20 protein-coding genes are annotated in these 21,694 nt (G+C 67.9%); 10 read left to right on the top strand and 10 right to left on the bottom strand.

Going from position 1 to position 21,694, the window contains the following annotated elements; all coding sequences use genetic code 11:
• Window positions 1-27: 27 nt before the first annotated feature.
• From ABIC25_RS03630 to ABIC25_RS03620, 3 genes are all read right to left on the bottom strand, one after another.
• Window positions 28-1,059 (bottom strand): isopenicillin N synthase family dioxygenase, encoded by a 1,032-nt coding sequence (locus tag ABIC25_RS03630; protein ID WP_354560003.1) that lies wholly within the window; start codon window positions 1,057-1,059, stop codon window positions 28-30.
• A gap of 61 nt (window positions 1,060-1,120) precedes the next feature.
• Complete coding sequence (locus ABIC25_RS03625) at window positions 1,121-1,999, bottom strand: ABC transporter permease (RefSeq protein ID WP_004022664.1); 879 nt, start codon at window positions 1,997-1,999, stop codon at window positions 1,121-1,123.
• Window positions 1,996-2,775, bottom strand: a complete 780-nt coding sequence (locus ABIC25_RS03620; RefSeq protein WP_354560001.1) for an ABC transporter ATP-binding protein — start codon at window positions 2,773-2,775, stop codon at window positions 1,996-1,998. Before ABIC25_RS03620 ends, ABIC25_RS03625 begins: the two co-directional genes overlap by 4 nt.
• A gap of 295 nt (window positions 2,776-3,070) precedes the next feature.
• On the opposite strand from ABIC25_RS03620, the gene ABIC25_RS03615 reads away from it, so the two are divergent.
• From ABIC25_RS03615 to ABIC25_RS03605, 3 genes are read left to right on the top strand one after another with little or no spacing between them, the layout of a single operon-like run.
• Window positions 3,071-4,249, top strand: a complete 1,179-nt coding sequence (locus ABIC25_RS03615; RefSeq protein WP_354559999.1) for a nitrate ABC transporter substrate-binding protein — start codon at window positions 3,071-3,073, stop codon at window positions 4,247-4,249.
• Between the two features lie 46 nt (window positions 4,250-4,295).
• Window positions 4,296-5,300: an isopenicillin N synthase family dioxygenase gene (locus ABIC25_RS03610; RefSeq protein ID WP_239400701.1), complete on the top strand. Its 1,005-nt coding sequence runs from the start codon at window positions 4,296-4,298 to the stop codon at window positions 5,298-5,300.
• A complete protein-coding gene (locus tag ABIC25_RS03605) occupies window positions 5,300-6,631 on the top strand; it encodes an amidohydrolase family protein (protein WP_354559997.1) in 1,332 nt (443 codons plus the stop codon). Before ABIC25_RS03610 ends, ABIC25_RS03605 begins: the two co-directional genes overlap by 1 nt.
• 109 nt (window positions 6,632-6,740) lie before the next feature.
• On the opposite strand, the gene ABIC25_RS03600 is transcribed toward ABIC25_RS03605, so the two are convergent.
• Window positions 6,741-7,649 carry a nucleoside triphosphate pyrophosphohydrolase gene (locus ABIC25_RS03600; RefSeq protein ID WP_248645018.1) on the bottom strand — a complete coding sequence of 303 codons (909 nt, stop codon included), beginning with the start codon at window positions 7,647-7,649 and terminating at the stop codon, window positions 6,741-6,743.
• Window positions 7,646-11,227 carry a transcription-repair coupling factor gene (gene mfd, locus ABIC25_RS03595; RefSeq protein ID WP_354559995.1) on the bottom strand — a complete coding sequence of 1,194 codons (3,582 nt, stop codon included), beginning with the start codon at window positions 11,225-11,227 and terminating at the stop codon, window positions 7,646-7,648. Before mfd ends, ABIC25_RS03600 begins: the two co-directional genes overlap by 4 nt.
• Window positions 11,228-11,317: 90 nt before the next feature.
• Here mfd and ABIC25_RS03590 point away from each other — a divergent pair, with 90 nt between their 5' ends.
• Window positions 11,318-11,893 (top strand): GNAT family N-acetyltransferase, encoded by a 576-nt coding sequence (locus tag ABIC25_RS03590; RefSeq protein ID WP_248645016.1) that lies wholly within the window; start codon window positions 11,318-11,320, stop codon window positions 11,891-11,893.
• Between the two features lie 37 nt (window positions 11,894-11,930).
• On the opposite strand, the gene ABIC25_RS03585 is transcribed toward ABIC25_RS03590, so the two are convergent.
• A complete protein-coding gene (locus ABIC25_RS03585; RefSeq protein WP_354559993.1) occupies window positions 11,931-13,514 on the bottom strand; it encodes a cation:proton antiporter domain-containing protein in 1,584 nt (527 codons plus the stop codon).
• Between the two features lie 112 nt (window positions 13,515-13,626).
• A complete protein-coding gene (locus tag ABIC25_RS03580) occupies window positions 13,627-14,328 on the bottom strand; it encodes a TetR/AcrR family transcriptional regulator (protein ID WP_239400713.1) in 702 nt (233 codons plus the stop codon).
• Between the two features lie 99 nt (window positions 14,329-14,427).
• On the opposite strand from ABIC25_RS03580, the gene ABIC25_RS03575 reads away from it, so the two are divergent.
• Both ABIC25_RS03575 and ABIC25_RS03570 read left to right on the top strand, forming a co-directional pair.
• Window positions 14,428-15,048: a hypothetical protein gene (locus tag ABIC25_RS03575; RefSeq protein ID WP_354559991.1), complete on the top strand. Its 621-nt coding sequence runs from the start codon at window positions 14,428-14,430 to the stop codon at window positions 15,046-15,048.
• Window positions 15,045-16,262 (top strand): PrsW family intramembrane metalloprotease, encoded by a 1,218-nt coding sequence (locus ABIC25_RS03570; RefSeq protein ID WP_354559990.1) that lies wholly within the window; start codon window positions 15,045-15,047, stop codon window positions 16,260-16,262. Before ABIC25_RS03575 ends, ABIC25_RS03570 begins: the two co-directional genes overlap by 4 nt.
• Here the strand turns inward: ABIC25_RS03570 and ABIC25_RS03565 are convergent.
• Entirely contained in the window at window positions 16,256-16,906 is a 651-nt protein-coding gene (locus ABIC25_RS03565) for a vitamin K epoxide reductase family protein (RefSeq protein WP_004022654.1), read from the bottom strand. The genes ABIC25_RS03570 and ABIC25_RS03565 overlap by 7 nt on opposite strands.
• 135 nt (window positions 16,907-17,041) lie before the next feature.
• On the opposite strand from ABIC25_RS03565, the gene ABIC25_RS03560 reads away from it, so the two are divergent.
• Genes ABIC25_RS03560 through ABIC25_RS03545 form a run of 4 tightly spaced genes read left to right on the top strand, consistent with a single transcriptional unit; the run spans window position 17,042 to window position 20,830 of the window.
• Complete coding sequence (locus tag ABIC25_RS03560) at window positions 17,042-17,686, top strand: ABC transporter permease (protein WP_004022653.1); 645 nt, start codon at window positions 17,042-17,044, stop codon at window positions 17,684-17,686.
• Entirely contained in the window at window positions 17,683-19,014 is a 1,332-nt protein-coding gene (locus ABIC25_RS03555) for an ATP-binding cassette domain-containing protein (protein WP_101819209.1), read from the top strand. Before ABIC25_RS03560 ends, ABIC25_RS03555 begins: the two co-directional genes overlap by 4 nt.
• Entirely contained in the window at window positions 19,011-19,829 is an 819-nt protein-coding gene (locus ABIC25_RS03550; RefSeq protein ID WP_004022651.1) for an ABC transporter permease, read from the top strand. The genes ABIC25_RS03555 and ABIC25_RS03550 overlap by 4 nt, the downstream gene beginning before the upstream one ends.
• Window positions 19,829-20,830, top strand: a complete 1,002-nt coding sequence (locus ABIC25_RS03545) for a glycine betaine ABC transporter substrate-binding protein (RefSeq protein WP_354559987.1) — start codon at window positions 19,829-19,831, stop codon at window positions 20,828-20,830. The genes ABIC25_RS03550 and ABIC25_RS03545 overlap by 1 nt, the downstream gene beginning before the upstream one ends.
• A 78-nt stretch (window positions 20,831-20,908) precedes the next feature.
• On the opposite strand, the gene ABIC25_RS03540 is transcribed toward ABIC25_RS03545, so the two are convergent.
• Window positions 20,909-21,418 carry a pyridoxamine 5'-phosphate oxidase family protein gene (locus ABIC25_RS03540; RefSeq protein ID WP_354559986.1) on the bottom strand — a complete coding sequence of 170 codons (510 nt, stop codon included), beginning with the start codon at window positions 21,416-21,418 and terminating at the stop codon, window positions 20,909-20,911.
• Window positions 21,419-21,494: 76 nt separating this feature from the next.
• The gene (locus ABIC25_RS03535) at window positions 21,495-21,689 is read right to left on the bottom strand and encodes a hypothetical protein (RefSeq protein WP_033203652.1); all 195 of its coding nucleotides are present in this window, start codon (window positions 21,687-21,689) and stop codon (window positions 21,495-21,497) included.
• Window positions 21,690-21,694 lie beyond the last annotated feature (5 nt).

Below are 21,694 nucleotides of genomic sequence, written 5' to 3'. Positions count from 1 at the left end.
GCCCAGACGGCATCATCGCCGACGGCATCATCCCGCGGCCATCACGCGCTGCGCCTCGCGATCGGCTCCGGCGGGTGCGACGCCGTTCTTCATCCCGGCCAGTTTCGCGTTGATGTTCTCGGCGACGGTGATCGGTGGATATCCGGGGTGATCGGTGCGGGCGCACCCGGGCAGCGTCTCGATGAGGGCGTCGGCGTTGCCGTCGAAGAAGAACGCCGCCGACCGGCGACGGAGGATCCGGCCGTCGACGACCGGCGGGTCGACGCGGTGCACGGTCGAACGCCACCGGTCATTCGTCCACCGCGCCATGGCATCCCCGAGGTTGACCAGCAATGCGCCGTCGGCGGGCGCCACGTCGTGCCATCGGCCCTCGTGATCGAGCACCTGGAGCCCGGGTACCTGGTCGGCCCACAGCACGGTGAGGATGCCGAAGTCGGTGTGCGCACCCATCCCGGTCAAGTCCCCGGCGAGTTCGATCTCCCCTTCGGGGAGGGTGTAGTTGTTCAACTTCAGCGCATCGATGGAGTGGTCGGTCATCGAGTCGAAGTGGCCCGCAGGCAGACCGAGCGCATCGGTGAACGCGGTGAGCAGAACTCGGGAGAGGTCGCGCGCGGCGCCGAACCAGTCCTCTACGGCACCGCGGAAGCCCGGGGCCGCGTCCGGCCACGTGTTCGTCGGGTAGCTGGACTCCGGTAGGTCCAGGTCCGGGAACCAGGCACCCTCCGAGCCGACGGTGAACGCCTCGTAGAAGTCGTTCATCTGGTTGGCCGCCGCGACACCGAGACTCATGCTCAGCGATTCACTCTTCGGGGGGCTGTAGCCACGGTTCTGACCCGGCCGGGCATATCGCTTCTTCTCCTCGAGCGGTAGCGCGTAGAACTCGTCGAGCGCCGCGGTCAGGGCGTCGATGACGGCCGGTGCGATGCCGTGACCGACGATCTGGACGAAACCGACTCCGCTGCAGGCGTCGTCGAGGGCGCGCGCCACTCGGCTCCGCTCCGCGGGCGTGCTGTGCGGGTCGCGGTAGGCCGAGATGTCGATCGTGGGAACGGTGAACATGTGTCCTCCGGGTGGAGTCGAGACGAAAGTGGAGTGGTGCGAGCGTGGATGCGACGTGTCGTCAGCGTCGGCGGTTGACGGCGGCGTTGAGGATGCCGAAGATGCCGAAGACGAGGATGCCGAAGACCGATGCCAGGACGATCGCGGCGATCAGGTCGTCGGACTGCAGGCGGGCCCGGTAGATGTCGAGCAGCGTGCCGATTCCCGGCTCGCCCTTGGCGAAGAACATGTCTCCGATGATGGCGCCGACCACGACGAGCCCCGAGGCGGTCCGGAAACCCGTCATCATCGACGGCAGCGCCGACGGGAACTCGAGCATCAGCAGGCGTTGCACCGGCGTCGCCTTGGACAGCGTGAACAGCTCCTGTGAGGACTTGTCGACCGAGACGAGACCGAAGTGTGTGTTGGCGATGATCGGGAAGATGGCGATGATCACGCACACGATGGTGCGGGCGACCATCCCGTAACCGAACCACAGACCGATCAACGGCACGATCGCCAGCACCGGGATCACCTGGAGCACAACGGCCCAGGGGTAGATCGCGCGTTCGAGAAAGGACCCTCGGCTCATCAGGACCCCGATGGACACCCCGATGAGCGCGGCGACGACGAAGCCGACGAGGCACACCTTGGCGGTGACCCAGAGCGCGTCGAGCATAGGGCCCACGTGATCCGGTTCGAGCAGCGAGTCGAACAGCACGGCGTGCGGGGGTGGGAGCAGGAAACGCCGTGCGGGAGCGAGGATCAGATAGCTGACCGCATACCAGGCGCCGATCGCGACGGCGAGGGACAGTACCGGTGGGGCCCCGTATCGGAGCACGCCCAGCGCCGCGCGGCGCGCGGTACCGCGCCGCGATGACCCCGACGGTCCCCCGGCGGACGCCGGCGTCTGATCGGGTTGCACGCCGGTGACGGGGCGGGATCGGGCGGCAGTGGTCATCGTGCACCTCGGAGGGTCTCGGAGATCTCGGCGACACGGTCGGTGAAGCGGCTGTCATGACGCAGATCCGGGTGGCGGGGGTGAGCGAAGTCGATGCCGATGTCGGCGACGATTCGCCCGGGACGTGCGGACATCACGATCACCCGGTTGGCGAGGAACACCGCTTCGGACACCGAGTGCGTGATGAACATCGCGGTGAATCGGCGTTCGGCGTAGAGCCGTTGCAACTCGGATTGCATGTCGAGTCGGGTCATCTCGTCAAGAGCACCGAAGGGCTCGTCGAGGAGCAGCAGTTCGGGCTCGGAGGTCAGTGCCCGGGCCAGTGAGGCACGCATCTTCATGCCGCCCGACAGCATGCGCGGCAGCTGCGACTCGAATCCGGTGAGACCAACCGCATCGATCGCGGCCTGCGCCCGGCGCCGGCGTTCGCCCCGCGGCAGTCGTGCGATCTCGGCGCAGAGTTCGACATTGCCCCGCACGCTGCGCCAGGCCAGGAGGGTGGGCTCCTGGAAGATGAACCCGACCGACTCCGTGGCGAGCGCCACGCTTCCGTCCGTAGGCTTCTCGAGTCCCGCGACCATCCGGAGCAGGGTGGACTTGCCGCATCCCGACGGTCCCACGACCGCCACGAAGTCGCCGGTGCGCACGTCGAGGTCCACCCGGTCCAGCGCACGGGTCCCCGAATGGAATCGCTTCGTCACCCCGGAGACGGAGGCGACGACATCCTTGGTGAGATGTCGCGCATCCACGTCGTTCACCGTGTCGTACATTCTCATGCGGCCTTCCCGTCTTCGCTACATGTAGGCAACAGCCAATGTCTGCCTGTTCATGATTGGTTACATGTATTTCAGCCCGATGACATCGTGTAAACACTGCGTCACCGGCAACGGGGAACCAACCCCATCACCGAATCTCTCCAACGACATAAGTCCAGTTCAGAAGCATTTACCGACGGATTCATGTCGATGAGACCGCGCCTCGTCCCGGCTGGCGGAATCCGAATCGGCCGCCTAGCTTCACATGTAGATCGCGAATGTGTCGCGAACGTCCGGCCTGAGTCCAGGAGATCCCATGACTTCTCACCCACCGTCCCGTACCAACGCCTCGCGTCTGGCCGTGGCCACGGCGGCGACCCTCTGCGCGGCCGTTCTGGCCGGATGCTCGAGCTCGGGGTCCGGCGACACCGCGGCGTCGAGCCTGCCGCCGGCGCCCGCCGAATACTCCCTTGCCGGAACCTGTCCCGACAACGTCGTGATCCAACTGCAGTGGCAACCGCAGTCCGACATGGCCGGGGTCATCGGACTCCTCGGCCCGGGGTACACCGTCGACACCGACAACAAGTCGGTCTCCGGGCCGCTCGCCTTCGATGGCCTGGACACCGGTGTCGACATCACTTTGCGCGCAGGCGGTCCCGCGATCGGATTCCAGTCGGTCCCCTCCGCGATGTACTCCGACGACTCCATCCACCTCGGCCTCGTCCACGGCGACCAGATGATCTCCGCGGCCAGAGATCAACGTGTCGTCGGAGTGACGCCGTTGCTGCAGTACAACCCGTCGATCATCATGTGGGACCCCGCATCCCACCCGGACGTCACGACGATCGCCGACATCGGCAGATCCGACGCCAGCGTGGTGGTCTCCAAGGATCAGATCTTCCCGCAGTGGCTGGTGGCGAAGGGACTGCTCGATCAGAGTCAGCTCGACACCAGCTACGACGGTGCACCGGCCCGCTTCGTCGGCGACCCGTCCATCACCCAGCAGGGATTCGCCAACTCCGAGCCCTACACCTACGAGAACGAGACCCCGTCGTGGAACAAGCCGGTCGCCTACGCGATGGTGAAAGACGCCGGGTACGACGTGTATGCGTCGAACGTCTCGGTACGCGCGGATGACGTCGCGGAGATGTCGCCGTGCCTGGCGAAGCTGGTCCCGATGATCCAGCAGACCGGTAAGGACTATGTGGCCGCGCCGGAATCGATCAACGCGACCATCGTCGACTGGGTGTCCCAGGACGTCTCTTTCACCCCCTATTCGGCCGGCGAGGCGGCGTACTCGGCGGGGCTGCTCAAGGATCGCGCGGTCATCGCCCCGGGCACCGACGGTGTGTACGGCAGTTACGACATGGTCAAGGCACAGAACGTGATCAACGATCTCGTCCCGATCCTGAACGCCGGCGGCGCCGACCTCCCACCGTCGCTGCCCGCCGACCAGTTGTTCACGACCGAGTTCATCAGCGAACAGATCCGCTGACCCGACACGTCCGTTCCACCGTCTCCGACCACAGAAGAGATTCACGATGACCGAGACCACCCCACTGCACTCACCGGCCGACATGGCCGAGCTCGACCGCGAACGCCGGATGGGCGGGCTGGGCACCGAGACCACCGCCCGCGAGATTCGCCGCATCAGCCTTGCCGACCTCGACAACCGCCGCGACGAGATCGCCGATCAACTCTGGTCGGCCGCAACCGACATCGGCTTCTTCCAGGTCGTCGACCACGGCATCGACCTGGCCGCGGTGGACCACGCGTTCGACATGTCCGCCCGGTTCTTCGCACTCCCCCGTGAGGTGAAGGAGCAGTACCCGCTCAAGAAGGGTCAGAACGCCGGCTGGGAGTACCGCACCCAGGTCCGCCCGTCGATCGGAACCCCGGACCAGAAGGAGTCCTACCAGTTCACCCGCCCGCGCATGGAGGGTCTGTGGCCGAGTGAGGACGAGCTGGCCGGATTCCGCGCCACCATCGAGGAGTTCGAGCACCGGTGCTGGTCGCTGGCCATGACCCTGCTCAGCTGCTTCGCCGAGCGCCTCGGACTTGCCCACGACTTCTTCACCCGGGCGCACGACCCGTCGGCGGACACCTATCAGAGCACGCTGCGGCTACTGCACTACTATGCCTTCCCGGACGAGTTGATCGATTCCGAGAACAGCTGGCGCGCAGGCGCACACACCGATTTCGACGCCCTGACCCTACTCTTCCAGCGGTCCGGCCAGGGCGGCCTCCAGGTGCTTCCCGGAGCGGAGGCCGACGGCCAGGCCTGGACGTCGGTCGAGCCATCCGACGACGCCATCACCTGCAACATCGGCGACATGCTCATGCGCTGGTCCGACGACCGGTTGCCGTCGAACTTCCACCGGGTCCGGGCCCCACGACGAGGCGAGTACACCGGTCCGCGCTACACGCTCGCGTACTTCGCACAGGCGAACTCCGACGTGCTGATCAAGAGCGCCGGCGGCACCTACCCGCCGATCACCGCTGCCGACTATCTCGCCCAGCGCATCGCCGCGAACTTCGCGAAGTGATGGACGCACACCTCCCCGGGGCCGCCGATCCGACGGCGGCCCCGGCCTTCCGCGACGTCACCGTGTACACCGCGGGTCGATGGCAACCCCATTGCGACATCCACGTCACCGCGGGGGTCGTCACCTCGATCGAGTCGACCACCCGGGGAGCCGGGGGCACCGGCGGATTCGTGATCCCCGGCTTCGTGAACACCCACACCCACCTCCAACAGACCCTCATGCGAGGCGTCGCCGAATGCACGCCCCTGCTCGAGTGGTTGCTTGCGGTCGGCGAGGAATCGGTCGCGATCACCCCCGAGCGCGCCTACCTGGCCGCCGTGTCCGGGTGCCTGGAACTGTTGCGGTCGGGCACGACGACCGTCGTCGAACACATGTGGCCCCACCCCTCGGGCGAGGTCCACGACGCCGTCGTTCGAGCACTGCGCGACACCGGAATCCGCGCGATCCTCGGCCGCGGAGTCGCGGACCGAGCCGATCCGACTCGCAAGTGGGGATTCGAGCCGCGGCTGATGCAACCGCTCGGCGACGTTCTCGAGCACGTCGACCACCTCCGCAACGAGGTCGCCGGGTCTCGGATCTCGATGGCCCTGGCGGTACCCAATCCACGCTCGGTCACCGAGGCCGGGATGGGGACGATCCGCGAATTCGCCCGAGACCGCGGCCTGCCGGTGTCCATCCATCTTCTCGAGACACTCACCGACGAGCAGATGTGTCTGCAGCACACCGGATTCGGAGCCGTCGATCACCTCGACCAGAACGGCTTCCTGTGGGATCGGGTCCTCGCCGTCCACTGCGTCGAGCTCGACGACGCCGGCCGGCGAACCCTCGCGGCCCGAGGCGTGGCGGTGTCGCACAACCCGTTGTCGAACATGCGGCTGGGAAGCGGGGTGGCCCCGATACCGGCGATGCTGGAGCGCGGACTGGCCGTCGGGCTGGGTGTCGACGGCGCCGCGAGCAACGACACCCAGGACATGCTGGCGACCCTGCGTATCGCCGCCTACCTCCAGCGGGCCGTCCATCGGCGCGCCGACCTCCTCGGGTACGCCGAGATTCTCGACATCGCCTGCGGCGGTGCGAACTCCGCACTCGGCCTACCGCCGGTTGCCGGCGGGGTGACGGTCGGGGCCCCCGCGGACCTCACGCTGCTGCGCTTCGACCGCGATTACGCCACACTGCCCGTCCGGGATCCCGGGGCATCGCTGCTCACCACCGGCTCGCGGTCGATCGTCGACACGGTGATGGTCGGCGGCGAGATCCTCGTCGAGGACGGACGCAACACCCGGATCGACGAGGCCGGGTTCACCGAGCAGCTGGCCGCGCTCGCCATCTGAAGCGAGAGCTGACCCGACGTCGACTGTGCAGCGAATTCCGTCGACTGAGCACCAGATTTCGTCGACTGTGCGCTCACCGTTCCTCGCTCGCAGCGTCTCGGCCCCCCGCTCAGGCCGGGTTCTCGTCGAGCACGGCCGCCCACGCCTCCGGCGAGTCGAGAGTCATGCCCCGCTCGGCTGCGCGCTTCTCGGCTGCCCGGACGTCGGACATCAACGCGAGCGCCCGATCTCGCGCCTGCGCCTCGACGCTGTCGTCGCCTGCGGTCACCGTCACGGTGAGGGTCTCCACCGGGATGGTGTCGACGGGATAGTGCGCCGCGGTGAGACGTTCGAGCACCTTCTGCAGCAGCGCGAGCGCGGGTTGGGTGGTCGCCACCCCGTCGAGCACCGATCCGCGCCGCTTCTCGGCGGCCTTGCGTTCTTCCCACTCCCGGATCTGCGTCTCGAGATCCGAGTGCGCCCCGGACAGCACGCCGGGGGTGCGGCCCGAGACCTTGGCGGTGAAACTGCGGGCGACGTCGTCGATGTCGAACGGGGCGTCGGGGTCGTCGGCGGCGATCCGCGCGTGGAACAGCACCTGCAGCAACAGGTCTCCGAGTTCTTCGCGGAGCTCGACGGGATCGCCGGCTTCGATGGCGTCGAGGAGTTCGTAGACCTCTTCGAGCAGGTAGCGGCGCAGCGAGTGGTGCGTCTGTGTGCTCTCCCATGGCCCGTTCCGCCTCAGGGTGTCCATCAGCGCCACGGACTCGAGCAGTGCCATGCCGGCGACCGTCTGCGCGGCGACGACCTCCTCCCCGCGCGCGATCCGGGACCGCACCAGTGGATGGTCGGGGTCGGTGCTGACGAGTACCGACTCCGATTCGTCCGGCGAGTCGTCGAAGACCGGCTCGACATGGTCGAACTCCCACAGCATCGCCGCGGGCACGTCCTCGGTGACCCGCACCGGTCCGGCGAGACTCTTACGCGCCCGGATGGGGATCAGGTCTGGCCGTGCCGGGTCCAGCAGCACCACCGTCACGCGACCGGCTCCGGCCGGAGCTGCGTGAGGAACGTCGTCAGGTACTCGATCAGTTCGTCGTCGCGCAGACGCGCCGACCCGACGCCACCGGTGCGCGGGATCGGCAGGTTGACCACGGATGTCGTCGCGCGGTAGGTGGCCGACGAGTAGAGACGACGCAGGCGCACCTGCTCGCTGTCGAGGAGCGAGAGCGGCGAGATCTTGACGCCCTGACCGGCGAGACCGATCTCGGCGATCCCCCGCTCCCGGCACCGCAACCGCAGCCGGGCGATCGACGCGAGGCGCGTGGTCTCGACCGGCGGCGGACCGTAGCGGTCGTTGAGTTCGACGAGGACCGAATCGACTGCGGCGTCGTCGGTTGCCGACGCGAGTTTGCGGTACGCCTCGAGACGCAGGCGGTCGGAGTCCACGTACTCGACCGGGATGTGCGCATCGACGGGCAGATCGATGCGAACCTCACCCTTCTCACGGGATTCGACCGGCTTCCCGTCCGCGGCAGCGCGATACGCCTCCACCGCCTCGCCGACCAGACGGACGTAGAGATCGAAGCCGACACCGGCCACGTGCCCGGACTGCTCGGCGCCCAGCACGTTCCCGGCGCCGCGCAATTCGAGATCCTTCAGTGCCACCGCCATGCCCGCGCCCAACTCGTTGTTCTGCGCGATCGTCGCGAGCCGGTCGTACGCGGTCTCCGTCAGCGGCCGGTCCGGACTGTAGAGCAGGTACGCGTACCCGCGTTCACGACTACGGCCGACTCGACCGCGCAGCTGGTGCAACTGCGAGAGACCGAGGTTCTCGGCGCGGTCGACGATCAGGGTGTTCGCGTTCGAGATGTCCAGGCCCGTCTCGATGATCGTCGTGCAGACCAGCACGTCGTATTCGCGATTCCAGAACCCCGAGACCGTTCGCTCGAGCTGATCTTCACCCATCTGCCCGTGTGCGACAACGACTCTCGCTTCCGGGACCATCGCCGCGATGTCCTTGGCCATCTTGTCGATGGTCGAGACGCGGTTGTGCACGTAGAACACCTGACCGTCGCGCAGCAGTTCTCGGCGGATGGCGGCGGCGACCTGTTTGGGCGCGTAGGCGCCGACGTAGGTCAGGACCGGATGCCGCTCCTCGGGCGGGGTGAGGATCGTCGACATCTCCCGGATGCCGGCCATCGACATCTCGAGTGTGCGCGGGATCGGGGTCGCCGACATCGTCAGCACGTCGACGTGGGTGCGCAGCGACTTGATGTGCTCCTTGTGCTCCACACCGAAGCGCTGCTCCTCGTCGACGATGACGAGTCCGAGGTCTTTCCAGACGATCCCGGTCTGCAGGAGGCGGTGGGTGCCGATGACGACATCCACCTCGCCCTTCGACATCGCCTGGGTGATCTCGCGGGATTCCTTGGCGTCGGTGAACCGCGACAGTCCGCGCACCCGCACCGGGAACCCGCTCATCCGTTCGGTGAAGGTCTGCAGATGTTGTTGCGCCAGAATCGTCGTCGGGACGAGGACGGCGACCTGCTTGCCGTCCTGCACCGCCTTGAACGCGGCGCGGACCGCGATCTCGGTCTTGCCGTAGCCGACGTCGCCGACCACGACGCGGTCCATCGGGACCGCACGCTCCATGTCGGCCTTGACCTCGGCGATGACCGTGAGCTGATCCACGGTCTCGGTGAAGTCGAAGGCGTCCTCCATCTCCTGCTGCCACGGCGTGTCGGGACCGAACGCGTGTCCGGGCGCGGCGTGGCGGGCGGCATAGAGTTGGACGAGCTCACCGGCGATCTCACGAACGGCCTTGCGCGCCTTGCGCTTCGTGTTCTGCCAGTCCGATCCGCCGAGCTTCGACAGCGACGGCTGCTCGCCGCCGACATAGCGGGAGAGCTGGTCGAGCGCATCCATCGGGACATACAACCGGTCGGCCGGTTGCCCACGTTTGCTCGAGGCGTACTCCAGCACGAGGTACTCACGCCGGGCACCGGACACGGTCCGTTCGATCATCTCGACGAACTTGCCGATGCCGTGCTGGTCGTGCACCACGAGGTCGCCCGCGGCCAGGGCGAGCGGATCGACCTGGTTGCGCCGCTTGGCCGGCAGCCGCCTGCCGTCCCGGACGTTGGCGACCCGCGTGCCGGTGAGGTCGGCCTCGGCCACGACCACGAGTCCCGCATCGGGACAGACGATCCCGGCGCGCAGCGGGGCGCAGAACACGGTGACCTCACCGGGCTGCGGACGATGCCCGGGGTCGGCGATCACATGCGGCACCTCGGCGTCGGACAGCCGCTCCCCGACGCGCTGGGCAGTGCCCTTGCCCGCCACCACGATCGCCGCGGTCTTGCCGTCGGACACGTGTGCGCGCAACTGCGCGAACGTCGCCGCGATCTCCTGCTCGTCACCGCGCGGCGCGGGACCGGGCGCGAGATCGAGTTCGAGTTCGTCCCCGCTGCCGGTCGCCAGCGGACTCAGCGTCCACCAGGGACGGCCGGCGGCGAGCGTCGCCTTCCGCACCTCGTCGAGCGGGCGGTACGCACTGGCCTGCAGATCGATGCCGAGGCCCGTCGACGACCTGCCGTCGATCGGCGCCCCGGCACCCATGGCGGCCGCGGTCCACGACGCCTCGAGGAACTCCGCCCCCGTCTTCGACAGATCCGATGCACGGGTCCGCACCTTCTCCGGGTCCAGGATGAGCACCCGCGTGCCGTCCGGGATCACCTCGGTCAGCAACTGCATGCCACCGTCGACGAGCGCGGGGATCAGGGCCTCCATCCCCTCGACCGGAATGCCCTCGGCGAGCTTGCCGAGCATCTCGGCGAGGGTCGGGTCGTCGGCGTTGCTCGCCGCCAGATCGCCGGCGCGCGTGCGGACCTTCTCGGTCAGGAGCAGCTCACGGCAGGGGTGGATCCGGACCTCGCTGGTCTCGACCTCCGGCTGACTGCGCTGGTCGGCGACCGAGAACGCGCGCATCTCGGTGATCTCGTCGCCCCAGAACTCCACGCGGACCGGATGGTCGGCCGTGGTCGGGAACACGTCGAGAATGCCGCCGCGCACCGCGAATTCGCCGCGGCGCCCGACCATGTCGACGCGCTCGTAGGCCATCTCGACGAGCTGGGACAGCAGCGCGTCGAAGTCGATCTCGATGCCCTCGCGCAAGGTCACCGTCGCGACGTCGCCGAGCCCGGGGGCCATCGGCTGGACCAGAGAGCGAACGGTGGTCACGACGACCCGCAACGGGGTGTCACCCGGGTTGGCGAGGCGATGCAACACGGCGAGCCGCTGGCCCACGGTGTCCGCACTCGGGGACAACCGCTCGTGCGGCAGTGTCTCCCACGACGGGAACTGCGCGACGGCGTCGGCGTCGTCGAGGAGTTCGGCGAGCTCGGCGGTCAGATCGTCGGCCTCCCGGCCGTTGGCCGACACGACGAGGAGCGGGGACTCGGCACCGGCGACCAGGCACGAGACGAGGAACGGCCGCGCCGCGTCGGGTGCGGTGATGTCCAGCCGACGCTCGTTCCGGTGCGTGTGCACCTCGCGGAAGGACTTGTCCGCACACGCGAGCGCGGCCAGACCGGACAGAGCAGACTGCGTCGACACTCCGTCGATTCTATGGGTCGACGATCCGCCGGTCCCCGCCCGGTCAGCAGGAGTTCTCGCGGTCGGTGCCGCTGTCCTACCCTCGTCGGCATGAGCGAGCGCGTACCCGAGGCACCCGCGACCCCCATCCGGGTCACCGACGCGACGATCGACGACTGCGACGCCATCGCCGACATCTACGCCCACTACGTGCAGAACACCGTCGCGACCTTCGATTATCTGGTCCCGTCCCTGTCCCAGTGGCATGCCAAACACGCCGCGATCACGGCCGCGGGACGGCCCTTCGTGGTCGCACGCGCCGTCGACGACGGGGTCGAGCGAGTCGTCGGCTACGCCTACCTCGGGACCTTCCGGACGATGCCGGCCTACGACCTGTCGACCGAGGACTCCATCTACGTGCGGCCCGGTCAGGGCGGGCGCGGAGTCGGAACCGCGCTCATGGCGGCGTTGCTCGAGCGGGCGAATCCGGACAACGTCCGCCAGATCGTCGCGGTGATCGCCGCGACGGGCGGTGACGGGTCGATCGCACTGCACCGGCGGTTCGGATTCACCGAGGTGGGCCGTCTACGCGCCATCGGTCACAAGGCCGAGCAGTGGATCGACTGTGTCTACATGCAGAAGGATCTGTGGCCGGGCGGCGACGCTCCCGACGGCGCGGACGGCTGACGACCGGAAACACCGGCGCGGAGGTTCGCCACGGACGTCACCGGTCCAGGCCGGCGGCCTCGGCCGCCGCGTCGGCGAGCCCGACGCCGGTGCCCTCGTAGATGTGGAACGCCACGTCGGCGCCGCGCAGGAGCAGTTCGTCGCGTTCGTCGTCGTATTGCGCGACGACGGCGATCGTCCCGGTGACGCCGAGTTCCTCGATCCGTTCCAGCGCCACCAGATTCGAGCCGTGGAAGGGCATCGCCAGGACAAGCAGTTCGAGCTCGTGGACGCCGACCGCACGGTCCCAGAAGTCGGTCTCGGTGGCGTCGGCGTCGAGCACCCGGACGCCGCGTCCGGCGAGTTCGCTCGCCTTCAGCGGATCGTTCTCCACACCGATCACCGGAAGGCCGTACTCGTCGACGAGCCGCTCGTACACCGAGTGCCCGACGCGGCCCATGCCGAGGACGAGCACCCGCGCCGGCGCCAGCACGATCGGCGCGTCGTCGGGGTGTCTCCGGGCCGCGGCCGTGGTCGGGACGAACGCCGACAACCGGTTCACCAGGCCGGAACCGCGGCGATTGAGCAGGGACGAGAACACGAAGCTCCCCGCCACCGCCACCGATGTCACGACCAGCCAGTCCTCGCCGATGACCCCCGCTCCCACCCCGGTCGCGATCACGATCAGCCCGAACTCCGAGAAGTTGGCCAACGCGAGTCCGGTCAGGATCGACGTCCGCCGACGCAGGCCGAACAGGGCGAGGACGAGTGTGTACACCGCCCCCTCGAACGGCAGCAGGACGATCAGGAGCAGGCCGAGCAGAACCGTTTCGGTCGTGGGGGTGACGTGCAGCCCGATCGACACGAAGAAGCCGACCAGGAGCAGTTCACGGAGCCCGAACAACGTGCGCGACAACTCCCCCGCGCGAGGATGCGACGCCAGCAGGACGCCGACGACCATCGCACCGAAATCGCCCTTCACCCCGACGGATTCGAAGAGCCAGTAACCGGGCACGAGGGCCATCACGATCCCGAACAGCGTCTGCAACTCGCCGTGGCCGAGGGTGTTCCAGAGCCGGCGGACGATCCACGCGCCGGGTATCAACAGCACGAGGGCCAGCGCCCAGGGGCTGGGCGGTTCGCCCTGCATCGCGGTCAGATAGACGACGGCGACGATGTCCTGGAGGACCAGGACACCGATGGCGATCCGGCCGTAGAGGGAATGCGACTCCGAGCGCTCGTCGAGCACCTGGACGACGAACACCGTACTCGAGAACGACAGCGCAAACCCCAACAGCGCGAGCGTCTCCCAGCCCTCGCCGGCGAGCATGGGCACCCCGACCGCACCCAGGATGCCGAGGAAGCCCGTCGTGAGACCGAGGATGACGAGGAGGTTCACCCCGGTGGTGACGACCACCTCCCGCCGGAGCAGCATCCGAACGTCGAGCTTGAGTCCGATCGTGAACAGCAGGATCGTGACGCCCAGTTCGGCCATCGTGTCGACGATCGGCAGTTCGTCGATTCCCGGGGCGTGCAAGATGAATCCGGCGGCGAGGTAGCCGACCAGCGTCGGGAGACGTGCCGCGCGCGCGAGGAAACCGCATCCGAAGATGACGACCAGGTAGATCCCGACGGTCTCCATCTCCGGAGTCTCAGCGGAGGGCGGGGTTCGGCCGGTCGGCACCTGGGGTCGACATCAGGGTGATCCTTCCGGCCGGGGGACGCAGAGTGAATCAACCATAGTTGCGCGTCGGTCAGGCGTCGTCGACCCTCGTCCGCTTCAGCGATTCCACGTAGTCAGGCCCGACCAGGGTGGGATCCGGGTCGAGCCGCGTCAGCCCGTTCCAGCACAGGTTGACCAGGTGAGCGGCCACGACCTCCTTCGACGGCTCGCGGACATCGAGCCACCACTGCGCGGTGACCGACACCATCCCGACGAGCGCCTGGGCGTAGAGCGGGGCGAGTGTGGGATCGAAACCGCGTCGTTCGAAGTCGTTGGCGAGGATGTGCTCGACCTGGCTGATCGCATCGTTCAGGAGACTCGAATACGTGGCCGTCTCGTCGGTGCTGGCGGTGCTGTCGCCGCGGACCAGGATGCGGAAGCCGTCCGTGCGCTCCTCCATGTACGTCAGCAGCGCGAGCGCCACCTGCTGGATGCGGTAGAGCGAACGGTTCTTCGAGAGCGACGAGGTGACCATCTCGAGCAGGGTCTCCATCTCGCGGTCCACGACGACCGCATACAGCCCCTCCTTGCCGCCGAAGTGCTCGTACACGATCGGCTTCGAGACGCCGGCCCGCTGCGCGATCTCCTCGATCGACGTGCCCTCGAAACCGCGCTCGGCGAACAGACCCCGAGCGACTTCGATGAGCTGCAATCGCCGCTGCGCGCCCGTCATCCTCGCCCGGGGCGCGCGCTGCACCTCGGCCGAACCCTCCGTCGGACGCCCGATTGCCATGTGCTCAGGGTAGGTCACACCTTCGGCCCCGGCGCCGCGAGACGCCTCGACGCGTCAGCCGTGACAGAGTGTCTGACGAGCCGCCAAAGAGAGGACGCCGTGCGTCACACCCATCACGGTCAGCACCAGAAGCGGGTGCCGGTCGAGCACCGCATACTCGGCCTGGATCGACGAACGCTACCGCCTGCCCTCGTCGTCCTGGCGGTCTTCGTGATCCTGACGGTGATCGTGCCGCGCATCGACGCCGCCATCGCCTGGGACGACCCGGTACGTGCGGGCGAGGAACTCGCGCTCACGAAGGACATCGTGTTCACCCCTGCGACCGGGTGGGACGTCGAAGCCGGATTCCGCGCCGGCAGCAGCAGATCCGGCGATGCGACTCTCGCCGATGCCGGCGTCACCATCGACATCTCGTCCGCAGCCTTCGACGGTGATCCCGACGAGCTGCTCGACCAGGTGGAGAAGGTGACGTCCCGGACCACGGATCCGACCTTCCGTGTCGACGGCGACCGCGCCACCCTCACCACGACGAGCGGCCACACCGGCGTCATGCAGGGCTACAGCAGCCTCACCGGAGACGGTGTGGTCGCCGCGTTCGTCGTCGGCCCCACCGGGGTCGAGGTCAGGGCCTACGGCCCACCCGCCCAGATGGCCGAGGCCGTCGACACCGTCCGCAGCATGACGACCAGCATCCGCACCGTCGAGGAGGACCGAGGATGAGCACCGTCGACGAGACCGAGAGCCCCGCCCGGCGCCGGCGCGACGAGGCCATCGCACTCTCCGGCTGGGGCGAACAATTCACACTCGTCCAGCCGCACAATCTCTGCTTCTGGGTGTACGTCGCACTCACCGTTCTAGGGGCCTGGCGGGCCTGGAACTACTTCGCGCCCGAAGCCGGGTTCTACGCCGGCGGCTTCGCGGTGGGCGCCATCCTCTGCGGGTTGTGCGGGCTCGCCTGGTTCGCGTGGTTCCGACACATCGACCGGTGGGAGCGTCAACCCGGACGGCTCGTCGCGGCCGCGATCCTGTGGGGCGCCGTGCCCGCGACGTTCGCCTTCGCGCTGACGGTCAACACGGCGATGCTGGGCATCTACCCCAAGCTCTTCGGCCAGGAGTGGAGCGCGAACTGGGCTGCCGGCGCCACCGCGCCGATCACCGAGGAAGCAGCGAAACTGTGCGGCTTCATCCTCCTCATGGGGCTGGCGCCCCGCCTGATCCGCACCGCCAACGACGGTCTCGTCGTCGGTGCGTTCATCGGACTCGGGTTCGCGATCTTCGAGGACTTCCTGTATGCCGCCAACGCGACCTCGCGGGCCTTCGGAACCGACCCGATCGGCAATGCGGTGCAGCTGTCCGCGGTCCGGATCGCCGTCAGTTTCGCCTCCCACCCGCTGTTCAGCGCGCTCGTGTGCGCGGGCGCCATCTACCTCATCGGTACCATGGCCCAACCCCGGCGGATCGGTCGCGGCGTGGCGTTCGTGGCCACCGGGATGTTCCTCCACTTCACCTGGGACGATGCAAGCGGGCTCGGCTTCGGGGTCCCGGCCGTGACGTTCCTCGTCATGGCCGCCTCGATCATCCTCGGCTTCACGGTTCTGACGGTCGCTTTCCGGCGAGCCGCACCCCGCGAGCACCAATTCGTCCGCGACATACTCGCCCCTGAGGTCGAAGCCGGGACGGTGACCGCCGCAGAGATCGACGGCGTCCTGGACAAGCAGGCGCGCAAGGCCTTTGCGAAGTCGGCACCCGACCGCCGTTCCCGCAGGGCCCGACGCCACCTACGACGAGCGGTCCTCGACCTCGCTCACGACGTCGCCGAATACCGCGACGAGGACTCCGATGCCGTCCGGCACTCCCGTTCGGAGGTCGAACGGCTGCGCATCGCAGCTCGAGTCGGAACCGGCCACGACACCACGCCCCCACCGACTCAGTAGAGGCTCGACCAGTACGACCAGAACCGGACCGCGATCAGCACGATCACGAGGCCGACGCCCACGACGAGGATCGGGGCGTGATTGCGCGCGAGGACCAGCGCGAGGCGCGAACGCGAGGTGAGACCACTCGCATGCGCGTTGCGCACACTGACGAAGACGAAGATCGGCAGGGTGACCGCCCACACCACCATGCAGTAGGGGCACAACGCCCCGATCGAGTACAGGCTCGAGTAGATGAGCCACCCGATGAACACCATGGCGGCGGTGACCCCGACCTGCAGCCCCGCCCAGTACCACCCCGCGAGGCGGGCCCCGGCCAGCAGCGCCATCCCGGTCGTGACCGCGACCGCGAAACCGGCGATGCCGAGCAACGGGTTCGGGAAGCCGAAGAGCGCCGCCTGCGGCTCGGCCATCACCGAACCGCAGCTCAGCACGGGATTGAAGTTGCAGGACGGCACGTAGTCGGGGTCGGCGGCCAGTTCGAACCGTTCCACGGTCAGCACGAACGCGGCGACGAACCCGATGGCCCCGCCGACACTCAGCAGCCAGGCGACGATTCGCGTCCACGAACGCACGGCCTCGGCCAGGTGGGCCCGGTCGTCGTCGGGCCCGGCCTCCGAACTGGTCAGCGCACTGTCACTCACCCGTCCAGGATGGCACCGCTTCGGGCGGACTTCGACCCTGGACGCGCGAAAGTCACACTGGATCGGTCCAAATGTCGGCAGTCTCGTTGTTCCGTGCGTAATGTCGAGCCAGACACCGGGGATGGGACACCGACAGTGCAATTGTGGGATTACCTCAGCGAGAACGCACGATCACTCACTTTTCTGACCTATCAGCACGCGTCGCTGTCGTTCCAGACAGTGCTCGTGGGTACGGCCGTGGCCATCCTCATCGCCGCCGTCGTCTACCGGCTCCCCCTGGCGAGCGCGCTGACGCTGACGTCGAGCCGTGTGGCGCTGACCATTCCGTCGCTGGCACTGCTCGCACTGCTGATCGTGCCCTTCGGACTCGGTGTGACGCCGTCGTTTCTGATGCTCGCGTTCTTCGCCACGCTGCCGGTCATCGGCAACGCGGTGGTCGGACTGCGCTCCGTGCCGCCGTCCGTCGTCGAATCCGCCCGCGGCATCGGGCTTTCGAGGTGGCGGATCCTGCTCACCGTCGAGCTGCCGATCGCCTGGCCGGTGATCCTGACCGGTATCCGGGTGTCGACGCAGATGATCGTCGGTGTCGCGGCGATCGTCGCCTACGTTCTCGGCCCCGGCCTGGGATCGCTCATCTTCAACGGGCTTTCCCGCCTGGGCGGCGCCAATGCTCTCGAAATGGCCCTTGCCGGAACGATTCTGATCGTCATCATCGCCCTCGTCTTCGACGCTCTGCTGGTTCTGCTCGGCCGACTCACCATCTCCAAGGGACTCTCATGACCGACTCCGCCACCTCGCCCGCGCCGAACGGCGACAACCGCAGCGTCACCGGCGAGTCCATCCGGCTCGACGGTGTGGTGAAGCGCTACCGCGGCACCACGACCCCGGCCGTCGCACGCCTCGACCTCGAGATCGACGCCGGCGACATCGTCGCCTTCGTCGGCCCGTCCGGATGCGGCAAGACGACGACCCTGAAGATGATCAACCGGCTCATCGAACCCACCGAGGGTCGCATCTACATCGGCGGGCGCGACGTCACCGCGGAGAATCCGGACAAGCTACGTCAGTCCATCGGCTACGTCATCCAGTCCGGGGGGCTCTTCCCGCACTGGTCGGTGAGCAAGAACATCGGCGCCATCCCCCGAATCCTCAACTGGGACAAGAAGCGCATCGCCGAACGCACCGAGTACCTGCTCGACCTCGTCGGTCTCGACGCCGCCACCTTCGCCGACCGGCTCCCCAAGGACATGTCCGGCGGCCAGCAACAGCGCGTGGGCGTCGCCCGCGCCCTCGCCGCCGACCCGCCGGTCCTCCTGATGGACGAGCCGTTCGGCGCCGTCGACCCGATCACCCGGGCTCGTCTGCAGGACAAGCTGATCGCGATCCAGCACGAGCTGGCCAAGACCATCGTCATCGTCACCCACGATTTCGAGGAAGCGACCAAACTCGGCGACAAGGTGCTGATCCTCTCCGAGGGCGGCCACATCGAGCAGTTCGCTCCCCCGGAGGAGATCCTCGCCAATCCGGCGAGCCCCTTCGTCGAGGAGTTCGTGGGTTCGGGCGCCACCCTCGCCCACCTGACGCTGACCCGCGTCCGCGACGTCGACTTCCGCGAGGTCGTCACCGCCCAGGTGGGGGAAGCCTCCGGCGCCGTGGTGTCGCGCGCGAAGGCGGCCGGCGAGGACTGGGTCGCCGTGGTCGATCAGCACGGCCGCCCACGCGCCTGGCCGTCGGTCGAGGAGATCCGCGCCAAGCCGGAGGTCTCGGACTACCTCGATCACCGGCTGCCCGTCGTCGCCAAGTCCTCGACGCTGAACGACGCCCTCGACTCGATGCTCGCGACCAGTCAGGGCGGCGTGCTCGTGACCGACGGGCGCGGCGCGGTCGTCGGTGCCCTGAACATCGCGTCGGTGATGGAGGCGATCCGCGGACAGCTCGCGACCGTTCGCGACGACGACGATCACGGCGGCTACCTCGACCACGCCGAGGGATCGGCACCCGTCGAGACCCCGGTCGTCGCCGCCGACGACGAACCCGGCTTCGAGGACACCGATCCCGGCACCGGAACCGCCGCGGTCGGCGCGCCCGAGACGAGCGCCGACCGGTGACGGGTTTCATCGCCGAAGAGGCGAGGATCACCGAGACCGCGAAACCGCCTGCGCCGGAATCCGTCCCGAAGGGATTTCGACGCCGTCTCGCCCGCATCCCGATCGACGTCTGGTTCGAGCCGCTGGTGATCGTGGTCGTCGGCGTCGGTTTCGTCATCTGGTATGCGAACACGACGTTCACCACCACGGAGAGCGCGTCGATGTCGTGGCCCGCGCTGCGCGCCACCATCCTCGATCACATCCAGCTGACGCTCGTCGCGACGATCATCGTCGTCCTGATCGCCATTCCGCTGGGCATCGCGCTCACCCGGCCGTCCCTCCGGTGGCTGAACCCCATCGCCGTCAACATCGCCAACATCGGGCAGGCGGCGCCGGCGATCGGCCTGCTGGTGCTCTTCACCTTCTGGCTCGGCACCGGTTTCACCACCGCCATCGTCGGTCTGGTCGTCTACGCGGTGCTCCCGATCCTGCAGAACACCATCGTCGGACTGCGGCAGGTCGACCAGCGGACGGTCGAGGCCTCCCGGGGCATCGGCCTGTCGGCCGTCCGGACCCTCGTCCAGGTCGAACTCCCCCTCGCCGTACCCGTCATCCTGAACGGGGTGCGGACCGCGCTGGTCATCCTCGTCGGTACCGCCACCCTCAGCACGTTCATCGGCGCGAACAGCCTGGGCACGCTCATCACCACCGGCATCACGCTGTTCCTGCCCAAGCTGCTGGTGTCGGGCGCGATCCTGGTCGCCCTGCTCGCCATGACGATCGACTGGCTCGGTCGCCTCGTCGAACTCGCCGCCACACCACGGGGGATCGCATGATGGCTCGGTCACGCCTGTCCCGCTCGCGCGCACTCACTCTCCTGGCCGCGTCGGCCGCCCTGGTGATGACACTGTCGGCGTGCGGGCTGGTCAGTTCGTCCGGAACCTTCCGTCCCGCCTCCCTTCCCGGCGGCGAACGTCCGCTCGAAGGGACGTCGATCGCGGTGACGTCGAAGAACTTCACCGAACAGGTCCTGCTCGGCAAGATCACCGCAACCTACCTGGCTGCAGCCGGGGCCGACGTCGACGACCTGACCAACGCGCCTGGTTCGATGTCGTCGCGACAGGCGGTCCTCAACGGCGACGCCGACATCGTCTGGGAGTACACCGGCACGGCGTGGCAGACCTACCTCGGCGAGACCGAGACGATCTCCGACCCGCAACAGCTCTACGAACGCGTCCGGGACGCCGAACGCGCCAACGGCGTCGAGTGGCTGCCGCCGTCGAACTTCAACAACACCTACGCGTTCGCGGCTTCCTCGCCCACCGCCAAGAGGCTGAACGTCCGCACGATGTCCGACATCGCCAAGCTGCCCGAGTCCGAGCGGACGTTCTGCATCAACGACGAGTTCCTCTCGCGCGCCGACGGTTTCATCCCGATGCTGGAGGCCTACGACATCCCGCTCGGCGCCCCGGGAGGCGTGCCCAAGGGCAACGTGACCACCATGGATTCCGGTGTCGTCTACACCTCGACCGCACGCAGCGAACCCTGCAACTTCGGCATGGTGTACTCCACCGACGGCCGCATCAAGAACCTCGATCTCGTCGTCCTGGAGGACGACCGCAAATTCTTCCTCCCCTACAGCGGGTGCGTCGTCGTCAACACCGGCCTCAACGAGGCCAATCCGGAGATAGCCGAACTCATGGCGCCGGTCTCGGCCAAGCTGACCGATCCGCTCATGCAGGAACTGAACGGGCTCATCGACATCGACGGGGCCGACCCGTCCGACGTCGCGTACAACTGGCTCAAGGACGAGGGGTTCATCGACCCGGTGGACTGACCGTCGACTGTGCGTCCATATCCGTTGACTGTGCGTCCCACGTTCGACCGGCGCACAGTCAATGATTTCGACGCACGGTCAACGAGACGGGTTCGGGGCGTACACCGTCATCCAGTGCGGGTGCAATCGGAAGTAGATGACTTCGACGTCCCAGTCGAAGGCGTCGTCACCGTAGATCTTCTTGAAGTGCGCCACCAACTCGGGCCAGTCATCGGCGCGAGGACCGTCCAGCGGGTTGAGGATCTCGACCGTCCCGTGCGTGAACACGCCGAGTTCTTCGCCCTGGATGTGCGCGGCGCTGGCGGCCGGGCGTGTCTGGAGGTGCCGGGCCTTCGCGGCCGTGCGCGCGGTCCCGAAGACCCACTTGCCGTGGAGGAAATGACCGTCGACGGAACTGATCCGCGGTTCACCCGATGCGGTCACCGTCGAGAGCGCGAGCACTCGCATGCCGGTCAGGATCTCGGTCAATCGGGTTGCGTCGACGGTGTTCTCGGTATTGATGATGGAACGGAGGTGGTCGGTCGATCGGGACAGGGACGCGTCGAGAAGCGTCTGGAGGTCGCGGAGTTCGTCCGGGGTCTCGTACATGGTGAGAGTTCCTCGTGGCCGTTCACCGGCGACGACCGTCGTCGCCGAGGAACCCCATGGTGCCACCGGAAGCCGGCTACGAGGGCTGTTCGCGGCCGACCGTTCTTGCTGTCTGGAGCGGCAGACCCAGTGGCGGCGCCTCGGGATGCAGAGCCGCGCCGGCGGCGAGGAGATCGACGTCGACACGGCGTCCGATGCCCGCACATACGGCGTTCAACGACGCCAGCACGCCCGCGCGCCTCCCGAAACCCGCTGTCGCGAAACCGGTCACGTCAC

Source organism: Gordonia sp. PvP123 (genome assembly GCF_040547295.1).
Taxonomy (GTDB): domain Bacteria; phylum Actinomycetota; class Actinomycetes; order Mycobacteriales; family Mycobacteriaceae; genus Gordonia; species Gordonia terrae.
Note: the sequence above shows the minus strand (reverse complement) of the source record. Positions and strands in the feature narration are given on the sequence as shown.